The following is a 19,863-nucleotide window of genomic DNA, read 5'->3' on the forward strand; positions in this document are numbered from 1 at the left end:
CTTTTTTTTCATCTGGGCGCGGCCGCAGCCAATTGACTTGCTCAATGTGTGATCGAATAAGGGTTTGTACCTAGCGATATCCCCATGATCGTCCGTGATCGCCCCGCCGGCCTCAGGCTGTTTCTGATTTTGCGGGGCTCGGTGCTCCAGCGTATCCAGGTCACGCTGCTCGTGAACATCGTGTTCGCCGCCATCATCACTCTGGTGCATGGCAACCTGTTCGACGTCAAGATCACGGTGACGCCCATCCCTTTCACGCTGATCGGCCTGCCGCTGGCCATCTTCCTGGGCTTTCGCAACAACACCGCCTATGACCGCTACTGGGAAGGCCGCAAGCTCTGGGGTGAGATGGTGATCTGCGCGCGCACGCTGGCGCGCCAGTGCCAGAGCCTGATCGTCATCGATGGCGATCCGGACCCGGCTCGGCGCAGCAGCGATGTGCGCGTGCGCATGGTGCACCGGGCGATCGCCTTTGCGCATCTGCTGCGGACTCAGTTGCGCGGGCTGCACGAGGATGTGGCCGCAGGCCGCTGGCTGGTGGACAAGGAATGGCGCCAGCTCCAGGGCCTGCCGCTGGAGCAGCGCTGCGACGCACTGATGATGTCCATGGGCCGCGATCTGGCGCAGTGCGTGCGCCGTGGCGAGATGGACCCCTGCCTGGCCGCGTCCATGGACAAGACCTTCACGCGCATGACGGCGGCAGCCGCCTCGTGCGAGCGCATTCGCAACACGCCCATGCCGTTCTCCTATGCGCTGCTGCTGCACCGCACGGCCTATATGTACTGCTTTCTGCTGCCGTTCGGCCTGGTGGACACGACCGGGTTCATGACGCCCTTTGTCGTGGCCATCGTGGCCTACACCTTCTATGGGCTCGACGCCCTGGGCGATGAACTCGAAGAGCCCTTTGGCCTGGAGAGCAACGACCTGCCGCTGGACACCATCTGCCGCTCCATCGAGATCAGCCTGGGCTGCACGCTGGGCGAGACGGATCTGCCGGCACCGCTCAGGCCGGAGGGCTACCGGCTGACCTGAGACGGCGGGCAGACATGGGCAAAGGCCCATGAAAAAAGCCCCGCAGTTTTCTGCGGGGCCTGGTGTGGTGCGGTGCGGCGCGGTGAGGTCAGACCTCAGGCAAACACGCCGGCCGTGTCCTGCATCTTCGCGGAGACGATGCCCAGGTGATGCAAGGTGTCACCGCCCGTCATCTCCATCTGCGTCAGGCGCTTGAAGTAGTGGCTGCCCGCGTACTCGTCGGTCACGCCGATGCCGCCGTGCAGCTGGACCGACTGCTGGCCGACAAAACGCAGCGACTGGCCCAGCTGGACCTTGGCGCGCGCGATGGCCACGTGGCGCTCGGCATCGGCTGCGCTCATCTTGAGGCTGGCGTAATAGCTCATGGAGCGGGCCAGCTCCAGCTGCATCTTCATGTCGGCCACGCGATGGCGCAGGGCCTGGAAGCTGGCGATCACCGTGTTGAACTGCTTGCGCTGGTTCATGTACTCGGTGGTGAGCTTCAGCGTCTGCTCCATGGCGCCCACGCCTTCGGCGCACAGCGCGGCGTTGGCGGCGTCCTGGGCCAGCGTGAGGGCGGCCAGGCCATCGGCCGTCACCAGCGTGGCGGGGGCCGCCTGGCAGCGCAGTTCGGCCGCGCGGCTGCCGTCCTGGGTGCGGTAGCCCTGGGTGCTGACTCCGCTGGCGCCGCGCTCCACCAGGAAGAGGGCGATCTTGCCGTCCAACTGGGCCGGCACCAGAAAGGCGTCGGCCGCGTCGCCTGCAGGCACCACGCTCTTGGTGGCGTCCACCGTGTAGCCGCTGCCGCTCTTGCTGGCCTTGGCGGCGCAGACATCGAGGCGGTAGCGGGCCTGGCGCTCCTGGTGTGCCAGCACGACCAGGGCCTCGCCGCTGGCCACGCGCGGCAGCCACTGGCCGGCCACGGAGGCGTCGGCGTGCTTGCCGAGCACGCCGGCGGCCACAAAGGCCTGCGCCAGCGGCTCCATCACCAGGCCGCGGCCCAACTCCTCCATCACCACCATCACGTCGGTGGCGCCCAGGCCCAGGCCGCCGTGCTCCTCGGGCACGGTCAAGGCCGTCAGGCCCAGTTCGGCGAGCTCGCCCCAGACCTCGCGCGAAAAACCGCCCGCCTCGACGATGGAGCGGCGGCGCTCGAAGGTATAGCCCTTGTCCACCCAGCGGCGCACGGCGTCGCGCAGTTGCTGCTGGTCATCCGAAAAATCAAAGTCCATTTTCTGTCTCCCGAAGCTGATCGAAGCGCGTCCGGCGCACTTCCGGGTTCAGCGAAACTCCAGCCAAAATCAGCCCAGCACCGTCTGCGCGACGATGTTTCTTTGCACCTCGTTGGAGCCGCCGTAGATCGTCGTCTTGCGCATGTTGAAGTACGTCGATGCCAGCGGCGCGTTGTCCACCACGCCGCCGGGGAAGTCGCCCTGCCAGCCGGCTTCCATGGCCTCTTCGATGAAGGGCAGGCTGAAGGGGCCGGCGGCCTGCATCATCAACTCGGAGTAGCGCTGCTGAATCTCGCTGCCCTTGATCTTGAGCAGGCCGGCGATGTCCAGCGGGTTCTTGCCCGATTTCTCGGCCGACAGCACGCGCAGCACCAGCATTTCCAGCGCCACCACGTCGACTTCGAGCTTGGCGATCTCATCGCGGAAACGCTGGTCCTCGTAGACGCCTTCGGCCTTGGCGATGCGCTTGAGGCGCTCCAGCTCGCGCTTGGCGCGGTTCACGTCGGCGATGTTGGTGCGCTCGTGGCTCAACAGGTGCTTGGCGTAGGTCCAGCCCTTGTTTTCCTCGCCGATCAGGTTCTCGGCCGGCACCTCGACGTTGTCGAAGAAGACCTCGTTGACCTCGCACTCGCCGTCCAGCAGCTTGATCGGGCGCACGGTCACGCCGGGGCTCTTCATGTCCACCAGCAGGAAGCTGATGCCGGTCTGGGGCTTGCCCTCGTTGCTGGTGCGCACCAGGCAGAAGATCCACTCGCCGTACTGGCCCAGCGTGGTCCAGGTCTTCTGGCCGTTGACGATGTACTTGTCGCCCACGCGCTCGGCACGGGTCTTGAGGCTGGCCAGGTCCGATCCCGAGCCCGGCTCCGAGTAGCCCTGGCTCCACCAGACCTCGCCGCTGGCAATGCCGGGCAGAAAGCGCTGCTGCTGCTCGGGCGAGCCGTAGGCCATGATCACGGGCGCCACCATCACGGGGCCGAAGGGAATGATGCGCGGGGCGCAGGCCAGGGCGCATTCCTCCTCGAACAGATGCTTTTGCACGGCTGTCCAGCCGGGGCCGCCGAACTGCTTGGGCCAGCCGTAGCCCAGCCAGCCTTTCTTGCCAAGAATCTTGGCCCAGTTCTGCAGGTCGTCGCGCGTCAGGCGCAGCGAATGGCGCACCTTGTGCGCGATGTCCTGGGGCAGGTTGGCCCGCACCCAGGCGCGGACTTCCTCGCGAAAGGACTGTTCTTCAGGGGTAAATGCCAGGTCCATGGACTGTGTCTCCTTCAATCCCGGCTTTTGTAGCACGCACGTTCTTTTTTGGACTGTCCAGGGCGTGACAACCTATGGCAATCCCTGATGCTGGGGCCGCCTGAGCGCAGGCGATCAGCTGGATTGGCCGGGCTCCTCCAGCCCCAACTGTGCATAGACATGCGCAAGACGTGCCTGCAATTGCTGTACCTGGGCTTCGAGATCGACCACGCGCTGGGCCAGGGCATCGCCGCGTGCGCCTGCTGCAGCGGGGGGCTGGGCCATGGCGTTCACGTCCACGGGGCCGCACAGCAGATGGGCCCAGCGCTGCTCGCGTGCGCCAGGCGCGCGTGGCAGCAGCACGACCAGCGGGCCGCCTTTTTCCTCGCTGCGTTCGCGCAGCTCTTCCAGGAAGGCTTCGACGGATGAGATGTCGGCGAAGCGGTGCCAGCGCTCGGAGTTGATGCGCAGCTCGCCCGCCGTCTGCGGGCCGCGCAGCATCAGCAGGGACAGCAGCACGGCACTCTGGTCGGGCACCCCCACGCCGCGCGGGAAGTTGTGCTCCCAGCGCGTGGCGCGCGCGCTGCTGATCTGTACGGACATGGTGCGCAGGCGCAGGCTGTCCAGCGCTTCCTGGGCCTCGCCTTCGCTGACTTCCATCACCGGATCACGGCTGCTTTTCTGGTTGCAGCCCGTGACCAGCGCGTTGAGCGTGAGCGGGTAGCTGTCGGGCACGGTGCGCGCCTTCTCCATCAGGGTGGCCAGCACGCGGGCTTCGACAGCGGTCAGGGGGGTGGAGCGGGGATCGAATGGCATGGGGGTCTGAACGGAAGAGGTGACAAGGCCCGGCAGGGCCATGGGCCTTGCCGGGGCTGGCGCAGGCCGCGCGGCCTGCGGTGCGACAATCGCCGCCCATGAAAAATATCGTGATCCTGATCTCGGGCGGCGGCTCGAACATGGCTGCCATTGTGCGTGCTTCGCAGCAACAGGACTGGGCGCGGCGTTACGGCGCCCGCGTGGCCGCCGTGGTCAGCAACAAGGCCGAGGCTTCGGGCCTTGTTTTCGCGCGCGAGCAAGGCATTGCCACCGAGGTGCTGGACCACCGCCCGTTCCCCAGCCGCGAGGCGTTTGACGCCGAGCTGGCCCAGGTGATCGACCGCCACGCGCCCTCGCTGATCGTGCTGGCCGGCTTCATGCGCATCCTCACGCCGGGCTTCGTGGCGCATTACGAGGGGCGCATGATCAACATCCACCCCTCGCTGCTGCCCGCCTTCACGGGTCTGCACACGCACCAGCGGGCGATTGATGCAGGCTGCCGCTTTGCCGGCTGCACCGTGCACCGCGTTACGGCCGAGCTGGATGTGGGCCCCATCCTGGAGCAGGCCGTGGTGCCCGTGCTGCCCGGCGACACGGCCCAGGCGCTGGCCGCGCGCGTGCTGGTGCAGGAGCACCTCATCTACCCGCGCGCCGTGGCGCAGTTGATGCGGGGCTAGGGTCTGCTCACAGGCCTTCGCTCTGAAAGGCCTGCTGCTCCACTTCGGGGCAGCGTGCAAAGCGGGGCTGCTCCACGCCGTCGATGACCACGGTTTCATTGAACATGGCGGCAGGCCTCACCCACAGGCCGCGCTCGCCGTAGAGCGCGCGGTACAGCGTCATTGACTCGCGCGTCTCGCTGTGGCGCACGGTGGCGAGCACTTCGTAGAGGGCGCCCTTGTAGTGGCGGTACAGGCCCGGGGGCGTGGGGATCAGGGGAGGCAGGTCGTCGTCGGTCATGGGGCGCCATGGTAGCTGCGCCAGCCGGGGGCTGCTGCGGGTTCCGACCTGTGGCCCTCTCGGATTTGCAAGGCGGTGGGACAATTGCGCCCATGCATCCCAAACAGCTTCTCGACGCCTGCGCCGAACTGGTCAAGCGCACCCTGACTTTCGAACACCCGGCCGACGCCGTGGTGTCACGCTTTTTCCGTGAAAACCGCAACCTGGGCCCGCGCGAGCGTGCCGCGCTGGCCGAAACCGCCTACACCGTGCTGCGCAAGAAGCTGCTTTTTGAGAGCCTGGCACGTTCTGGCAGCGGCTCGCGCGAGCGCAGGCTGGCCATCCTGGGCTTTGCCCATAGCCAGGAAGCCCTGGCCCGCGTGGCCGGCAAGTCCGAGCAGGGCGTCAAGGAGGCGCTCGGCTTTGCGCGCGCAGCGCTGTCCCCCCAGGAACTGCAATGGCTGGACGCATGCGATGCCGTGCGCCCCGATGAGCTGATGGAGCCGCACCGCCACAACTTGCCCGAGTGGCTGGTCGCGCCGCTCAAGCAGCAGCTGGGTGAAGATTTCTGGGCCTTTGCTCAGAGCATGGAACAGGCCGCACCGCTGGATCTGCGCGTCAATGCGCTGAACGCCAAGCGCGCCGATGTGCAAAAGGAACTGGCCGATGCCGGCATCGCCGCCGAAGCCACGCCGTACTCGCCCTGGGGCCTGCGCGTGCAGGGCAAGCCCGCGCTGGCCCGGCTGGACGCCTTCACGCGCGGCGCTATCGAGGTGCAGGATGAAGGCTCCCAGCTGCTGGCGCTGATGCTGGACGCCAAGCGCGGCGAAATGGTGGTCGATTTCTGCGCCGGCGCAGGCGGCAAGACCCTGGCCATTGGCGCTTCGATGCGAAGCACGGGGCGCCTGTACGCCTTCGATGTGTCCGGCCACCGGCTCGAAGCCCTGAAGCCGCGCCTGGCGCGCTCGGGCCTGTCGAATGTGCACCCTGCGGCCATCGCCCATGAGCGCGACGACCGCGTCAAGCGCCTGGCCGGAAAGATCGACCGCGTGCTGGTCGATGCGCCCTGCTCGGGCCTGGGCACGCTGCGCCGCAATCCCGACCTCAAGTGGCGCCAGTCGGCCAAGGCCATCGAGGAGCTCACGCAAAAGCAGGCGGCCATCCTGGCCAGTGCAGCGCGCCTGGTCAAGCCGGGTGGGCGACTGGTCTATGCCACCTGTTCGGTCCTGCCGCAGGAAAACGAAGCCATCGCCGAGGCCTTTGCAGCGGAGCACTCTGACTTCGTGGCCATGGATGCCGGAGAACTGCTGGCCCAGCTCAAGGTGGAGCAGGGCGATGCGCTGTGCAGCGGCGGCGAGACCGACACGCAGTACCTGCGCCTGTGGCCGCAGCGCCATGAGACGGATGGCTTTTTTGCCGCCGTTTGGACCCGGAAGCCGTAACTTGCAGACGCAATAAGCTGTAAATCGCAGGAGATTGCCGAATGCCTTTGTAGGCGCATCGCCTAAAATTGAGGCATCGGTGCCACTGGGCGCCGCCTTGCCAAAGGCTTCGGTTATGTCGCTGGATTTCGGATCGGTTTGGAACCTCGCCGTGGATTGGATGGCCCATGGCCTGTGGCAGCTGTCGTGGTGGCAGCTGCTGCTGTACGCCCTGGTCACCACCCACATCACCATTGCGGGCGTCACCATCTTCCTGCACCGCTGCCAGGCCCACCGCTCGCTGGACCTGGGGCCGGTTCCTTCGCACTTCTTCCGTTTCTGGCTGTGGCTGGGCACGGGCATGGTCACCAAGGAGTGGGTGGCCATCCACCGCAAGCACCATGCCAAGTGCGAAACCGAGGACGACCCCCACAGCCCGCAGACACGCGGCCTGGACACCGTGATGCGCCAGGGTGCGGAGCTGTACCGCGAAGAGGCGGCGAACGCCGAGACACTCAGGAAGTTCGGCCACGGCACGCCCGACGACTGGATCGAGCGCCATCTCTACAGCCGGCATTCGATCTGGGGCCCTTCGCTGATGCTGATCATCAATGTGCTGCTGTTCGGCGCCATCGGATTGACGATCTGGGCCGTGCAGATGGCCTGGATTCCGTTCTGGGCTGCCGGCGTGGTCAACGGCCTTGGCCATTTCTGGGGCTACCGCAACTTCGAGGCCCAGGATGCCAGCACCAACCTCGTGCCCTGGGGCCTGATCATTGGCGGCGAGGAACTGCACAACAACCACCATACCTACCCGACCTCGGCGAAGTTCTCGGTCAAGCGCTATGAGTTCGACGTGGGCTGGGTCTACATCAGCGCCATGCAGAAGCTGGGCTGGGCCAAGGTCAAGAAGACGGCGCCTCGGTTGGTCATGGGCACCGTCAAGCCCGTGGCCGACGAAAAGACGCTGGAGGCCGTGATCGCCAACCGCTACGAGGTCATGGCCCGCTATGCGCGCGGCGTGCGCGCTGCCGTGCAGATCGAGCTCGATGCGCTCAAGCAGCGCAAGGCCCGGCAGGCCGACCTGTCCCTGCTCAAGACGGCGCGCCGCTGGCTGCACCGCGATGCCGACAAGGTGCCCGCCCAGGCACAGGGGCAACTGGCCCAGGCGCGCGCAGCCCACCCCGTGCTCGACCAGATGCTGGTCATGCGCGAGGAGCTGCGCCAGCTGTGGCTGAACACCTCGCTGTCGCGCGAGCAACTGACGGCCCATCTGCAGGCCTGGTGCCATCGCGCCGAGGCCAGCGGCATTGCCGCGCTCAAGGAGTTTTCCGTCAAGCTGCGCGCTGCCCACGCCTGAGGCCGCGAAGCCAGCCGGCAACCGACCATGCCCGGGGCCGCATCCCCTCTTCGGAGGCGATGCGGCTTTTTGCTGTGGGGCTCTGCCGCAGTTCCAGGCTTGCCATGGCCTGGGACAAGGAGCGGACCCGTATCTGCAGATCGGCGCTCGCGCGCCAGCCCTGGCCCGGCTGCAGCCTGAGGGCCGGCGCGGGCGCCCCATCCGCCCAGGCCTGTTGCGGGGCGGTGATTTCCAGCGGGCCGTGGCGGCAGAACAGTTCACTGCCCTCCGGCACATGAAGGTGAAGATCGTTGCCGGGGGCAAGATGGCGCAGTTCGAAAGAGCGGGTGTCGGCGTTGTGCATGGTCTGTGTCCTGTGATTCCAGGCCCTCAAGCGTATGCACGCGGCCCTCATCGGCACAGGCACAGCCCGCGGCTTGTTGCATCGCAGCAGTGCAGATGGCGATGGATCTGTTCTGCTTTGTGGTCGATGGATCTGTATCTGTTGCGTAACAGCGCCTTGCGGCAAGATCGCGGGCAAGTCCTCTCGTCCCCGATTCGTTCTCCATCTGCTCCATGACCCTTGCTAGCGCCTCTCCGACCCTGTACCGCCGCCTGGCGGCCGACTACAGCCTGGCCATGGAACTGGGCACGCTCAAGGCGGGCGAGCGCATGCCTTCTGTGCGCGAGCTTATGCGCCGCCATGAGGTCAGCCTGTCCACGGCGCTGCAGACGCTGCGGCATCTGGAGGACCTGGGCCAGCTCGAGGCCCGCCCGCGCGTGGGCTACTTTGTGCGCGATGCCCGGCCTGCAGGCCTGGCCCCGGCCAGCGAGCCCGACCTGAGCCAGCCGGTGCAACCGCTGCCGCAGCCGCACTTCGCAGGCATCAATGAACACATTTCCCTGATGCTGGAGCGCGGCCGCCAGGCCGATGTGCGTGTGGACCTGGGCGGTGCCACGCCGCCGCCCGAACTGTTCGATCGCGGCTACCTGAACCAGACCGCCGCCCGGCTGCTGCGAGAGCAGCCCGACCTGTTGGTGCTGGGGCGCTCCATGATGGGCAGCCACCCTGATTTCCAGCGCGCCATGGCGCGGCGCGCGCTGGCGGCGGGCATCCATGTGGCACCGGCCGATGTGCTGGCGACCACGGGCAATTCCGAGGCCGTGAGCCTGGCGCTGGCCGCTGTGGCCTCGCCGGGGGATGTGGTGGCCGTGGAGTCGCCGACCTACTACGGCCTGCTGCAGGTGGTGGAGTCCTTGCAGATGCAGGCGCTGGAGATTCCCTGCAGCCCGCGCACCGGCCTGTCCATCGAGGCGCTGGAGCTGGCCCTGCAGACCCAGCCGCGCCTGAAGGCCGTGGTGGTCGTGCCCGAGCTGCAGATGCCGCTGGGGACACGCATTCCCGATGAGCACAAGGCCAGGCTGGTCGATCTGTGCGGCGCCCACGGCGTGGCATTGATCGAGGACGACTCCTATGGACTGTTCGTGGAAAGCAGCCAGCCCGTGCGCCCCATCAAGGCCTGGGATCGCCTGCCGGGCCATGTCATCTATTGCGAGGCCTTCAACAAGAGCATGGCGCCGGGCCTGCGCCAGGGCTGGATGAACGCTGGCCAGTGGCATGGGCGGGTGCAGATGCTCAAGTTCGCGCGCAGCCGGGGCACCCAGACCCTGGCCCAGTTGCTGGCGGCCGCCTGCGTGGGCTCGCCCGCACATCTGCGCAATCTGCAGCGCCTCAAGCAGCAGTTGCGGCGCCAGCGTGAAGGCATGGCGCAGCTGGTGGCGCGGTTTTTCCCGCTGGGCACGCGGCTGAGCCTGCCGCCCGGCGGGCTCAGCCTGTGGCTGGAGTTTCCGGCTGGCGTGTCCACGTCCGCGCTGTTCACGCAGGCGCTGGCGCGCGGCATCCGCACGGCGCCGGGCAGCATGTTCTCGAACTCGGGGCGCTACGAGCACTGCATGCGCCTGGGCTGCACCCTGCCGGTGGATGCCGTGATCGAGCAGGCCTGCCGCGAGCTGGGTGCCATGGCCTGTGCGCAGCTGGGTCAGCCGGCGCGCGGTGGGTGACAGGCGAAAAACAGACGTAAAACGGACGCAAAGCGGGCACAAAGCCAACACAAAGCGGACGCAAAAAAACCGCCGGGCTTGCGCCGGGCGGTTTTTTGTCGGTACCGGGAACAGGCTGAATTACTTCAGCTTGATTTCCTTGTACGTGACGTGCTTGCGAGCCTTGGGATCAAACTTCATGATCGCCATCTTCTCGGGCATTGTCTTCTTGTTCTTGGTCGTGGTGTAGAAGTGGCCGGTTCCTGCAGTGGATTCCAGCTTGATCTTTTCGCGTCCGCCTTTAGCAGCCATGGTGTTTCTCCTTGAGGGATTTAGGCTTGGCCACGGGCACGCAGGTCTGCGAGCACGGAGTCGATACCGTTCTTGTCGATCAGGCGCAGAGCAGCGCTGGAAACGCGCAGGCGCACCCAACGGTTTTCGCTCTCAACCCAGAAACGGCGGTATTGCAGGTTGGGCAGGAAACGACGCTTGGTCTTGTTGTTGGCGTGGGAAACGTTGTTTCCCACCATGGGCTTCTTGCCCGTTACTTCACATACGCGTGCCATGAGGACACTCCGATAGTTGTACAGCCGCCGACGCTGATGCCCTGCATTTGCTGCATGGCTTGCCGGCAACCTCACCTCGCCATAAAGGGTGGCGGTAACCCCATGCTGAAAGTGTCCTGGCCATGCAAGCAAGGCGCGCTTCAAATTCAGCAAAGCCACGGATTATAGCGTCTCCATGAGAAAAGCCCCTGGGCCAGCCAAACACGGCTGCAGCCAGGGGCTTTTGCCGCCCTGCGGGAGAGCAAGGCGGGCAGGGTGGCGTCCTGCTTATTCCTGTTCGAGGAAGCGCTGGGCGTCCAGCGCGGCCATGCAGCCCGTGCCGGCGCTGGTGATGGCCTGGCGGTAGACATGGTCCTGCACGTCGCCGGCCGCGAACACGCCGTGCACGCTGGTCTGCGTGGCAAAGCCCTTGAGGCCGCCCTGGGTGATGATGTAGCCGGTCTCGTCCATCTCCAGGTGGCCCTTGAAGATCTCGGTGTTGGGCGCATGGCCGATGGCGATGAAGCAGCCCTGCAGCTGGATGTCCTCGGCATGGCCGTCCTGGGTGCTCTTGATGCGGATGCCGGTCACGCCGGACTGGTCGCCCAGCACCTCTTCGAGCACGAAGTGGGTCTTGAGCTCGATCTTGCCGGCCCGGACCTTGTCCATGAGCTTGTCCACGAGGATGGGCTCGGCCTTGAACTTGTCGCGGCGGTGCACCAGGGTGACCTTGCTGGCGATGTTGGACAGGTACAGGGCTTCCTCGACGGCCGTGTTGCCGCCGCCGACCACGCACACGGGCTGCTCACGGTAGAAGAAACCGTCGCAGGTGGCGCAGCCGGAGACGCCGCGGCCCATGAAGGCCTCTTCGGAAGGCAGGCCCAGGTACTTGGCCGAGGCGCCGGTGGCGATGATCAGGCTGTCGCAGGTATAGGTGCCGGAGTCGCCGGTCAGCGTGAAGGGGCGCTTGGAGAAATCGACGCTGTGGATGTGGTCGAACACCACCTGGGTCTTGAAGCGCTCTGCGTGCTCCAGAAAACGCTGCATCAGCTCGGGGCCCTGCACTCCGTTCACGTCTGCAGGCCAGTTGTCCACCTCGGTCGTCGTCATCAGCTGGCCGCCCTGGGCCATGCCGGTCACCAGCAGCGGGTTGAGGTTGGCGCGCGCGGCATAGATGGCGGCCGTGTAGCCGGCAGGGCCGGAGCCGAGGATCAGGACTTTGGCGTGTTGGGTAGAAGACATGGATGCAGTTCTTGAAAAAGGCGCACGCCGGCAGTCGGCGTGCAGAAAAAAAGATACATCGGGAACAGCTGTGGAGTATCGCTCCGCAGTCAGGTTCCCGTTGCCATATGGATCAATGGCCCGGATTGTCAAAAATGATCGACGTGGCGCCGTCATGCGGCGGTGTCATGCTCTGTTGCAAGTGCTTGCATTACGCTTGCGGGTCGCCCTGGCTGTTTTTGCGGCCAGTCCGAGGGGGCTGGGGTAAGCTCCCGCCTGCGTATGACTTACTCATTGAACGCTCTGAACGCTTCCACATCCGCCAAGGGCAAATCCAGGTCTGCGGCGCGCCCCGGCATGGTGGCGCGCTTCGGCCACGAAATGCTGCTGCTGGCGGGGCTGCTGGCCCTGGTGTTCTGGCTTGCCTCCATGCTCAGCTACTCGCCCCAGGATCCAGCGTGGTCCACCTCCGGGGCGGGACACGCGCGCCTGGTCGCCAACTGGATGGGCCGCGTCGGAGCCTGGCTGGCCGACGCCTGCTATTTCGGTTTCGGCATGTCGGTCTGGTGGCTGGTGCTGGCCTCGCTGCAGACCTGGCTGTCTTCCTTTGCGCGCTGGCTGCGCGGCGGCGTGCCGCGCGACGGTGTGCCACTGCCGCCCCTGTGGCGCCGGCGCCTGCGCTTTTGGGGCGGGCTGCTGCTGCTGCTGGGTGCGAGCTGCGCACTGGAGTGGACGCGCCTGTACCGCTTCGAGAGCGTGCTGCCCGGCCCGGCCGGCGGCGTCTTCGGCTACATGCTGGGGTACCACAGCCTGCAGTGGCTGGGCTTCATGGGCTCGGGCCTGATCGGCATCTGCGTGGCCGTGATCGGCCTGGCCATGGTGTTCCGCTTTTCCTGGGGCCATCTGGCCGAATCCATGGGCGCACGCCTGGACGGCTGGGTGCTCTTTCTTTTTGCGCGCCGTGAAAAGGCCCGGGACGAAGCCGCAGGCCGCCGCGCTGCGCGCGAGCGCGAGGAAGTGGTGCAGGAAGAGCGCACGGAAAGCGCCGTGCAGCACCCGCAGCCCGTGCAGATCATCGAACCTGTGCTCCAGGAGGCTGCGATACCCAGCGTGCGCGTGGTCAAGGAGCGCCAGAAGCCCCTGTTCTCCGAACTGCCCGACAGCAAGCTGCCCCAGGTGGATCTGCTCGATGCGGCGCAGCAGCGCCAGGAAAGCGTGTCGCCCGAGACGCTGGAGATGACCAGCCGGCTGATCGAAAAGCGCCTCAAGGACTTTGGTGTCGATGTGCATGTGGTCGCCGCCATGCCCGGCCCCGTGATCACCCGCTACGAGATCGAGCCGGCCACGGGCGTCAAGGGCTCGCAGATCGTGAACCTGGCCAAGGATCTGGCGCGCTCGCTGTCCCTGGTGTCCATCCGCGTGATCGAGACGATTCCCGGCAAGAATTTCATGGCGCTGGAGCTGCCCAATGCCAAGCGCCAGTCCATCCGCCTGTCCGAGGTGCTGGGCTCGCAGGTCTACCACGACGCCAAGAGCATGCTGACCATGGGCCTGGGCAAGGACATCGTGGGCAATCCGGTCGTGGCTGATCTGGCCAAGATGCCGCACGTGCTGGTGGCCGGCACCACGGGTTCGGGCAAGTCGGTGGGGATCAACGCCATGATCCTGTCGCTGCTGTACAAGGCCGAGGCCCGCGATGTGCGCCTGCTGATGATCGACCCCAAGATGCTGGAAATGTCGGTCTACGAAGGCATTCCTCACCTGCTGTGCCCCGTGGTCACCGACATGAAGCAGGCCGCCAATGGCCTGAACTGGTGCGTGGCCGAGATGGAGCGCCGCTACAAGCTCATGAGCAAGCTGGGCGTGCGCAATCTGGCGGGCTACAACACCAAGATCGACGAGGCCAAGGCGCGCGAGGAATCCATTCCCAACCCCTTCAGCCTCACGCCCGAGGAGCCTGAGCCGCTGCAGCGCCTGCCGCACATCGTCATCGTCATCGACGAGCTGGCCGACCTGATGATGGTGGTCGGCAAGAAGATCGAGGAGCTGATCGCGCGCCTGGCCCAGAAGGCCCGCGCGGCCGGCATCCACCTGATCCTGGCCACCCAGCGCCCCAGCGTGGACGTGATCACCGGCCTGATCAAGGCCAACATCCCCACACGCATCGCCTTCCAGGTCAGCAGCAAGATCGACAGCCGCACCGTGCTTGACCAGATGGGCGCCGAATCCCTGCTGGGCATGGGCGACATGCTCTACATGGCCAGCGGCACGGGCCTGCCCGTGCGCGTGCACGGCGCCTTCGTGTCGGACGAGGAAGTGCACCGCGTGGTGGGCTACCTCAAGGAGCAGGGCGAGGCCGACTACATCGAAGGCGTGCTCGAAGGCGGCACGGCCGAGGGCGACAGCGAGTTCGGCTCGGAGTCCGGCGACGGCGGCAATGGCGAGAAGGACCCCATGTACGACCAGGCCGTGGAAGTGGTCCTCAAGGACCGCAAGGCCAGCATCTCGTATGTGCAGCGCAAGCTCAGGATTGGTTACAACCGCTCGGCGCGCCTGCTGGAAGATATGGAAAAGGCGGGCCTCGTCAGCGGTCTCACGGCCAGCGGGCAGCGCGAAGTGCTGGTGCCCGCGCGCGCCGGGGAATGAGCCCGCTTCCCCGCAATCATGGAGAAAGAATGAAACGTCTGTTGACTGCAGTTGTGATCGCGGCAAGCGCGACGGCCTCGTGGGCCGATGGCCTCAAAAGCCTGGAAGCCTTCATGAAGAATTCCCAGGCCGGCCGCGCCGAATTCACCCAGGCCGTCACGGCCCCGTCCAAGGATGGCCAGCCGCCGCGCACCAAGAACTCCAGCGGCCAATTCGAATTCCAGCGTCCCGGCAAGTTCAGGTTCGTCTACACCAAGCCGTTCGAGCAGACCATCGTCGCCGACGGCAAGACGCTGTGGCTCTATGACGCCGACCTCAACCAGGTCACGCAGCGCCCCCAGGCCCAGGCCCTGGGCAGCACGCCGGCCGCCATCCTGGCGTCGGCCAACGATCTCAAGGCGTTGAGCGCCGACTTCGATCTGCAATCCGCGCCCGAGCAGGATGGCCTGCAATGGGTCCAGGCCAGCCCCAAGGACAAGAACGGCCAGCTCAAGAGCGTGCGCGTGGGCTTTGCGGCCGATGGCCAGCTTTCGGCGCTGGACATCCTGGACAGCTTTGGCCAGCGTTCGCTGATCCGCTTCAGCCAGCTGCAGACCCAGGCGTCCTTGCCAGCCTCCACTTTCGAGTTCAAGGTGCCAGCGGGCGCCGACGTGCTCAAGCAGTAAGCCGCGCTGCCGCGCGGGGCAACCCTTCAGGCCGGTCACAGGCTGCGGTGCGCAGTTTGTGAGGTTTTGTAATGGTTTTGCCTAATATCGTCGAGACAATGGCGGCCTGCGGCCAGCGATTGTTTCGACGTCCCTCCGAGGACATGCTGGCCGGCTCTCGCATGCCTTTATGAACCTCAGTCGCAAGTTGCCGCTCGCCATTGCCATGGCGCTGCTATTCACCCTCGCTGCCGGATTCTTCGGACTCTGGTCGGCCCATCGATCCCTAGGCGTCTTTCACGGCGATGTCCAGCGCCACATGGCGGCGGAACGCCTCGCCGCCGAGGTGGAAGGCCACTTCAAAACCCAGGTCCAGGAATGGAAGAACGTGCTGCTGCGCGGCTCGGACAACGCGCTGCGCGAGCAGCACTGGAAGGGCTTTCTGGCCGATGAGCGCGCCGTGCAGGACAAGACTGCCGCCTTGCTGGCCCTGGTGGACGATGCCTCCCTGCGCGAGATCGCCCAGGGCTTTGTGGCGCAGCACCGCAAGATGGCCGAGGGCTACCGCGTGGGGCTGGACAAATTCGAGGCCACGGGCTTCGACCCCTCAGTAGGCGACATGGCCGTGCGCGGCGTGGACCGCGAGCCGGCCGAGCTGCTTTCCCAGCTCAAGGCCGGCATTGCGGCGCAGAGCAAGGCGGTGGCCGACGATGCCTACAGCAGCGGCAAGCACGCCACGGAGCTGAGCCTGGTGCTGATGCTGGTGGCGGCCGTGGCCGGCGTGGCCATTGGCTGGCTCATCACCCGTGCCGTGGTGGCACCGCTGCGCAGCGCGGTCCAGCTGGCCGAGAAGGTGGCCCAGGGCCATCTGACCAATGCCATAGCGAGCGGCGGGCCAGACGAACTGGGCCAGCTGCTGCGGGCGCTGGGCGCCATGCAGGAGCAGTTGCGCAGCATCGTCGTGGAAGTGCGCGGCAATGCGGAGCAGGTGGCATCCGCCAGCTCGCAGATCGCGGCCGGCAACAGCGACCTGGCCCAGCGCACCGAGCAGCAGGCATCGGCCCTGCAGATGACGGCTTCTTCCATGGACCAGCTCGACTCCACCGTGCGCGGCAATGCCGATCACGCAGAGAAGGCCAACCTGCTGGCTTCGTCCGCCAGCGACATCGCCACGCGCGGTGGTGATGCCATCTCGGCCGTCGTGGGCACCATGCGCAGCATCCAGGATGCGTCCGAGCGCGTGGTCAGCATCATCGAGGTGATCGACGGCATCGCGTTCCAGACCAATATTCTTGCGCTCAATGCGGCCGTGGAGGCCGCGCGGGCCGGCGAACAGGGCCGGGGCTTTGCCGTGGTCGCCGCCGAGGTCCGCACACTGGCCCAGCGCAGCTCGGGCGCTGCGCGAGAAATCCGTGACCTGATCCAGGCCAACGCCCAGCGCGTGGCCCTGGGGGCCGAGGAGGTGGACAGCGCGGGTGCGACCATGGCCTCGGTGCAGGAGGTGATTGCCAAGGTCTCGCGCATGATCGGTGCCATCAGCCACTCCAGCGGCGAACAGAGCGCTGGCGTGAGCCACGTCAACAGCGCCATCGTCCGCATCGAGGAGGGGACCCAGCAGAACGCCGCGCTGGTGGAACAGACCAGTTCGGCCGCCGAGAGCCTGCGCAAGCAGGCCCATCAGCTGGTCGAACTCATGGCGCGTTTCAGGACGGCCTGAACGCGGTGGCCGGGGCCGGGCGCAGCCGGTCGTGGAGCGCCGCCAGCACCAGGGTGGCTGCCACGGGCAGGGCCCAGCCCATGCCGTTGCCCGGCAGGCTGTTCAGGAAGGCCGGCAGCCAGTCCTGCCAGCCTGCCGCCTTGGCGGCATCGACAAGGCCGAACACCAGCGCCACGGCCAGCACCGGCGCGAACACGCGCTGCGCATTGCGCCACAGGCCTGACAGCAGGCTCAACACCACCAGGGCGATGGCCAGCGGATAAATGCCCACCAGCACGGGGCCGGACAGGGCGATCAGCTGGGCCAGGCCCTGGTTGGACACCAGGATGCACGCCAGCCCAATGGCCACCACCACCGCGCGGTAGGGCAGGCGCAGCATCTCGCTGAAGTAGGCGCCACAGGCGCTGACCAGGCCCACGGCCGTGGTCAGGCAGGCCAGGGAAATCACCACGGCCAGCAGCAGGCTGCCGATGGGGCCGAAGGTGTGATCCACATAGCGCGTGAGGATGAGCACGCCGGTCTGCGCCTGCGGGGCGATGGACTGGCTGGTGGCGCCCAGATGGATCAGCGACAGGTACACCAGGCCCAGGCCCACGGCCGCGATCACGCCCGCGATGATGGCGTAGCGCGTCTGCAGCCCGGTGTGGGAGATGCCCCGGTCCCGGATGGCGTTGACGATGACGATGCCGAAGGCCAGGGCGCCCAGCGCGTCCATGGTCTGGTAACCCTCCAGAAACCCTTCGGTCAGGGGCGCGACCAGGTAGTCGCCGCTGGCGCTGGTGGCGGCACCGGCCGGCAGCAGCACGGCGGCGGCACCCAGCACCACCAGGGCCAGGATCAGCACGGGCGTGATCAGCTTGCCGATGGTGTCGATCAGCTTGCCGGGGAACAGGGACAGGCCCATGACCAGCACAAAGTACACCGCCGAGTAGATGAACAGCGCAGTGCTGCTGTGGCCCACGAAGGGCGCAAAGCCCATCTCGAACGACACGGTGGCCGTGCGCGGCGTGGCAAACAGCGGGCCGAGGATGAGATAGATCAGCAGGCCCAGCACCATGCCGGCCTTGCGGCCCACGGGCGAGGTCAGTGCATCGAGCCCGCCGCCCACGCGCGCCAGCGCCACCACGGTGAGCAACGGCAGGCCCACGCCCGTGAGCAGAAAGCCCGTGGCCGCCGCGGCCGCGTGCTCGCCGGCGCCCTGGCCGACCATGGGCGGAAAGATGATGTTGCCCGCGCCGAGGAACAGCGCAAAGGTCATGAAGCCTAGGGCGATAAGGTCCCGGGTCTTGAGTGTTTGCATGGATGCAGAAATGAAAAGGTCCCGCCTTGCCGCATGGCAGGCAGTTCCGGAAACGGTGGGAGGCGCGGAGCGATGGGGCAGCAATGGCGCAGGCCCGATGGCCGCGCATGCCGCGCGGCCGGCTCCGCAAAGGGCAGCATTTTAGGGCGGTGGCCCGAAGCGGGTGAAAAATGTCAGTGATTGCTCTTGATGAGATGCATGCAAACCATTCATGTCATGTGAGTGACATGCCTGCAGGCGATGGCCAGGCTCCCGGCTGGCGATCCATGGCTTCATCCCCCGCAGCCAGGTACAGGCATCAGGGGCTGGCGCACCCGCTGCCGCCATGGCGTGGACAATGGCGTCATGGTTTTGCAACTGCATCTGTTCCCCTCGGCAGTGAATCCGGCACATGGGCTGCCGAACGCCTTCTGCGCGGCGCTGCCTGCGACGGAGCTGGCCCATGGCTGATCTGTTCACCCAGGAGCCCTCCGCACCACTGGCCGAAGCCCTGCGGCCCAAGACCCTGGACGAGGTCGTGGGCCAGTCCCATCTGCTGGGCGAGGGCAAGCCGCTGCGCCTGGCCTTCCAGTCAGGCAAGCCGCATTCCATGATCTTCTGGGGGCCGCCCGGCGTGGGCAAGACCACGCTGGCCCGGCTCACGGCCACGGCCTTCAAGTGCGAGTTCATTGCGCTGTCTGCGGTGTTCTCCGGGGTCAAGGACATCCGCGCGGCCATGGAGCAGGCGCAGCAGAACCTGGCCATGGGCCGGCACACCATCCTCTTCGTGGACGAGATCCACCGCTTCAACAAGTCCCAGCAGGATGCGCTGCTGCCCTATGCGGAAAGCGGGCTGGTCACCTTCATCGGCGCCACCACGGAGAACCCTTCCTTCGAGGTGAACTCGGCCCTGCTGTCGCGCGCGCAGGTCTATGTGCTGCAATCCCTGACCGACGATGAACTCAGGCAACTGCTGCTGCGGGCGCAGGAAAAGGCCCTGGGCGGCCTGGAGTTCGACGACCTGGCGCGGGACACCATCGTCGGCTATGCCGATGGCGATGCCCGGCGGTTCCTGAACCTGCTGGAGCAATGCCAGACGGCGGCCGGCGCTGCGGGCGTCACGCGGATCGATGCCGAGTTCGTGCAGAACGCGCTGACCTTGAATGCCAGGCGCTTCGACAAGGGCGGCGACAACTTCTACGACCAGATATCTGCCCTGCACAAGTCCGTGCGCGGCTCCCATCCCGATGCGGCGCTCTACTGGCTCACGCGCATGCTCGATGGTGGCGCCGATGCGCGCTACCTGTCGCGGCGCATTGTGCGCATGGCCTGGGAGGATATCGGCCTGGCCGATCCGCGCGCCATGCAGATCGCCAACGACGCAGCCCTGACCTATGAGCGCCTGGGCAGCCCCGAGGGCGAGCTGGCGCTGGGCCAGGCCGTCATCTACCTGGCCATGGCCGCCAAGAGCAACGCCGGCTACAACGCCTACAACAAGGCCCGGGCCTTCGTGAAGCAGGACAGGAGCCGCGAGGTGCCCGTGCACCTGCGCAACGCGCCCACCAAGCTCATGAAGGAGCTGGGCTACGGCCATGAATACCGCTACGCGCACGATGAGCCCAACGCCTACGCGGCCGGCGAGACCTATCTGCCCGAAGGCATTGCGGAGCCGGGCTGGTACCAGCCCGTGCCGCGGGGCCTGGAGATCAAGATCGGCGAGAAGCTGGCCGTGCTGCGCAAGTGGGACGAAGAGGCTGGCGGCGCATAGCCGAAGCCGCTGAGGGCA

18 protein-coding genes are annotated in these 19,863 nt (G+C 66.5%); 9 read left to right on the plus strand and 9 right to left on the minus strand.

The window, feature by feature from the left end; all coding sequences use genetic code 11:
* Positions 1 to 84: 84 nt before the first annotated feature.
* A complete protein-coding gene (locus DELCS14_RS06195; protein WP_012207174.1) occupies positions 85 to 1,032 on the plus strand; it encodes a bestrophin family protein in 948 nt (315 codons plus the stop codon).
* A gap of 95 nt (positions 1,033 to 1,127) precedes the next feature.
* Here DELCS14_RS06195 and DELCS14_RS06200 read toward each other — a convergent pair whose 3' ends face one another.
* The 3 genes from DELCS14_RS06200 to DELCS14_RS06210 form a co-directional block, all read right to left on the minus strand.
* Positions 1,128 to 2,243 (minus strand): acyl-CoA dehydrogenase family protein, encoded by a 1,116-nt coding sequence (locus DELCS14_RS06200; protein WP_012207173.1) that lies wholly within the window; start codon positions 2,241 to 2,243, stop codon positions 1,128 to 1,130.
* A 69-nt stretch (positions 2,244 to 2,312) separates the two neighbouring features.
* A complete protein-coding gene (locus tag DELCS14_RS06205) occupies positions 2,313 to 3,494 on the minus strand; it encodes an acyl-CoA dehydrogenase family protein (RefSeq protein ID WP_012207172.1) in 1,182 nt (393 codons plus the stop codon).
* Positions 3,495 to 3,608: 114 nt separating this feature from the next.
* A complete protein-coding gene (locus tag DELCS14_RS06210) occupies positions 3,609 to 4,289 on the minus strand; it encodes a YceH family protein (protein ID WP_043796599.1) in 681 nt (226 codons plus the stop codon).
* Positions 4,290 to 4,387: 98 nt separating this feature from the next.
* Between DELCS14_RS06210 and purN the strand changes: the two genes are divergently transcribed.
* A complete protein-coding gene (gene purN, locus DELCS14_RS06215) occupies positions 4,388 to 4,966 on the plus strand; it encodes a phosphoribosylglycinamide formyltransferase (protein WP_012207170.1) in 579 nt (192 codons plus the stop codon).
* A gap of 7 nt (positions 4,967 to 4,973) precedes the next feature.
* Here purN and DELCS14_RS06220 read toward each other — a convergent pair whose 3' ends face one another.
* On the minus strand, positions 4,974 to 5,246 hold the full coding sequence (locus tag DELCS14_RS06220) for a DUF1653 domain-containing protein (RefSeq protein WP_013800910.1): 273 nt from the start codon (positions 5,244 to 5,246) through the stop codon (positions 4,974 to 4,976).
* A gap of 92 nt (positions 5,247 to 5,338) precedes the next feature.
* On the opposite strand from DELCS14_RS06220, the gene DELCS14_RS06225 reads away from it, so the two are divergent.
* Together DELCS14_RS06225 and DELCS14_RS06230 are read left to right on the plus strand one after the other, a co-directional pair.
* On the plus strand, positions 5,339 to 6,667 hold the full coding sequence (locus DELCS14_RS06225) for an RsmB/NOP family class I SAM-dependent RNA methyltransferase (RefSeq protein ID WP_013800911.1): 1,329 nt from the start codon (positions 5,339 to 5,341) through the stop codon (positions 6,665 to 6,667).
* Positions 6,668 to 6,782: 115 nt separating this feature from the next.
* Positions 6,783 to 8,006 (plus strand): fatty acid desaturase, encoded by a 1,224-nt coding sequence (locus DELCS14_RS06230; RefSeq protein WP_013800912.1) that lies wholly within the window; start codon positions 6,783 to 6,785, stop codon positions 8,004 to 8,006.
* Here DELCS14_RS06230 and DELCS14_RS06235 read toward each other — a convergent pair.
* Positions 7,981 to 8,349, minus strand: coding sequence for a hypothetical protein (locus DELCS14_RS06235; protein ID WP_013800913.1), 369 nt, complete (start codon positions 8,347 to 8,349; stop codon positions 7,981 to 7,983). The two genes, DELCS14_RS06230 and DELCS14_RS06235, sit on opposite strands and share 26 nt — an antisense overlap.
* 212 nt (positions 8,350 to 8,561) lie before the next feature.
* Here DELCS14_RS06235 and DELCS14_RS06240 point away from each other — a divergent pair, with 212 nt between their 5' ends.
* Entirely contained in the window at positions 8,562 to 10,046 is a 1,485-nt protein-coding gene (locus tag DELCS14_RS06240) for a PLP-dependent aminotransferase family protein (RefSeq protein WP_013800914.1), read from the plus strand.
* A gap of 120 nt (positions 10,047 to 10,166) precedes the next feature.
* Here the strand turns inward: DELCS14_RS06240 and rpmG are convergent, their stop codons facing one another.
* From rpmG to trxB, 3 genes are all read right to left on the minus strand, one after another.
* Positions 10,167 to 10,337 (minus strand): 50S ribosomal protein L33, encoded by a 171-nt coding sequence (rpmG, locus tag DELCS14_RS06245; protein WP_012207164.1) that lies wholly within the window; start codon positions 10,335 to 10,337, stop codon positions 10,167 to 10,169.
* A 20-nt stretch (positions 10,338 to 10,357) separates the two neighbouring features.
* A complete protein-coding gene (gene rpmB / locus DELCS14_RS06250; RefSeq protein ID WP_012207163.1) occupies positions 10,358 to 10,591 on the minus strand; it encodes a 50S ribosomal protein L28 in 234 nt (77 codons plus the stop codon).
* A gap of 267 nt (positions 10,592 to 10,858) precedes the next feature.
* Positions 10,859 to 11,812: a thioredoxin-disulfide reductase gene (trxB, locus tag DELCS14_RS06255; protein ID WP_013800915.1), complete on the minus strand. Its 954-nt coding sequence runs from the start codon at positions 11,810 to 11,812 to the stop codon at positions 10,859 to 10,861.
* 261 nt (positions 11,813 to 12,073) lie between these two features.
* On the opposite strand from trxB, the gene DELCS14_RS06260 reads away from it, so the two are divergent.
* From DELCS14_RS06260 to DELCS14_RS06270, 3 genes are all read left to right on the plus strand, one after another.
* Positions 12,074 to 14,437, plus strand: coding sequence for a DNA translocase FtsK (locus tag DELCS14_RS06260; protein ID WP_043795743.1), 2,364 nt, complete (start codon positions 12,074 to 12,076; stop codon positions 14,435 to 14,437).
* 29 nt (positions 14,438 to 14,466) lie between these two features.
* Positions 14,467 to 15,102 (plus strand): outer membrane lipoprotein chaperone LolA, encoded by a 636-nt coding sequence (gene lolA / locus DELCS14_RS06265; RefSeq protein ID WP_013800917.1) that lies wholly within the window; start codon positions 14,467 to 14,469, stop codon positions 15,100 to 15,102.
* A 169-nt stretch (positions 15,103 to 15,271) separates the two neighbouring features.
* Positions 15,272 to 16,798, plus strand: coding sequence for a methyl-accepting chemotaxis protein (locus DELCS14_RS06270; protein WP_013800918.1), 1,527 nt, complete (start codon positions 15,272 to 15,274; stop codon positions 16,796 to 16,798).
* Here the strand turns inward: DELCS14_RS06270 and brnQ are convergent.
* On the minus strand, positions 16,785 to 18,098 hold the full coding sequence (gene brnQ, locus DELCS14_RS06275) for a branched-chain amino acid transport system II carrier protein (RefSeq protein ID WP_013800919.1): 1,314 nt from the start codon (positions 18,096 to 18,098) through the stop codon (positions 16,785 to 16,787). The two genes, DELCS14_RS06270 and brnQ, sit on opposite strands and share 14 nt — an antisense overlap.
* Positions 18,099 to 18,540: 442 nt before the next feature.
* Between brnQ and DELCS14_RS06280 the strand changes: the two genes are divergently transcribed.
* Complete coding sequence (locus DELCS14_RS06280; protein ID WP_012207157.1) at positions 18,541 to 19,845, plus strand: replication-associated recombination protein A; 1,305 nt, start codon at positions 18,541 to 18,543, stop codon at positions 19,843 to 19,845.
* The last annotated feature ends 18 nt before the right edge of the window (positions 19,846 to 19,863 follow it).

This window comes from Delftia sp. Cs1-4 (assembly GCF_000214395.1).
Taxonomy (GTDB): Bacteria; Pseudomonadota; Gammaproteobacteria; order Burkholderiales; family Burkholderiaceae_C; genus Comamonas; species Comamonas acidovorans.

Excerpts from the sequence above, each read along its gene's own strand:
- DELCS14_RS06235 (WP_013800913.1), bottom strand. The coding sequence starts at position 8,349 with ATGCACAACGCCGACACCCGCTCTTTCGAACTGCGCCATCTTGCCCCC.
- DELCS14_RS06195 (WP_012207174.1), top strand. The coding sequence starts at position 85 with ATGATCGTCCGTGATCGCCCCGCCGGCCTCAGGCTGTTTCTGATTTTG.
- DELCS14_RS06230 (WP_013800912.1), top strand. The coding sequence starts at position 6,783 with ATGTCGCTGGATTTCGGATCGGTTTGGAACCTCGCCGTGGATTGGATG.
- DELCS14_RS06220 (WP_013800910.1), bottom strand. The coding sequence starts at position 5,246 with ATGACCGACGACGACCTGCCTCCCCTGATCCCCACGCCCCCGGGCCTG.
- DELCS14_RS06225 (WP_013800911.1), top strand. The coding sequence starts at position 5,339 with ATGCATCCCAAACAGCTTCTCGACGCCTGCGCCGAACTGGTCAAGCGC.
- DELCS14_RS06200 (WP_012207173.1), bottom strand. The coding sequence starts at position 2,243 with ATGGACTTTGATTTTTCGGATGACCAGCAGCAACTGCGCGACGCCGTG.
- DELCS14_RS06270 (WP_013800918.1), top strand. The coding sequence starts at position 15,272 with ATGAACCTCAGTCGCAAGTTGCCGCTCGCCATTGCCATGGCGCTGCTA.
- rpmG (WP_012207164.1), bottom strand. The coding sequence starts at position 10,337 with ATGGCTGCTAAAGGCGGACGCGAAAAGATCAAGCTGGAATCCACTGCA.
- trxB (WP_013800915.1), bottom strand. The coding sequence starts at position 11,812 with ATGTCTTCTACCCAACACGCCAAAGTCCTGATCCTCGGCTCCGGCCCT.
- DELCS14_RS06260 (WP_043795743.1), top strand. The coding sequence starts at position 12,074 with ATGACTTACTCATTGAACGCTCTGAACGCTTCCACATCCGCCAAGGGC.
- brnQ (WP_013800919.1), bottom strand. The coding sequence starts at position 18,098 with ATGCAAACACTCAAGACCCGGGACCTTATCGCCCTAGGCTTCATGACC.
- purN (WP_012207170.1), top strand. The coding sequence starts at position 4,388 with ATGAAAAATATCGTGATCCTGATCTCGGGCGGCGGCTCGAACATGGCT.
- DELCS14_RS06210 (WP_043796599.1), bottom strand. The coding sequence starts at position 4,289 with ATGCCATTCGATCCCCGCTCCACCCCCCTGACCGCTGTCGAAGCCCGC.
- lolA (WP_013800917.1), top strand. The coding sequence starts at position 14,467 with ATGAAACGTCTGTTGACTGCAGTTGTGATCGCGGCAAGCGCGACGGCC.
- DELCS14_RS06280 (WP_012207157.1), top strand. The coding sequence starts at position 18,541 with ATGGCTGATCTGTTCACCCAGGAGCCCTCCGCACCACTGGCCGAAGCC.
- DELCS14_RS06205 (WP_012207172.1), bottom strand. The coding sequence starts at position 3,494 with ATGGACCTGGCATTTACCCCTGAAGAACAGTCCTTTCGCGAGGAAGTC.
- rpmB (WP_012207163.1), bottom strand. The coding sequence starts at position 10,591 with ATGGCACGCGTATGTGAAGTAACGGGCAAGAAGCCCATGGTGGGAAAC.
- DELCS14_RS06240 (WP_013800914.1), top strand. The coding sequence starts at position 8,562 with ATGACCCTTGCTAGCGCCTCTCCGACCCTGTACCGCCGCCTGGCGGCC.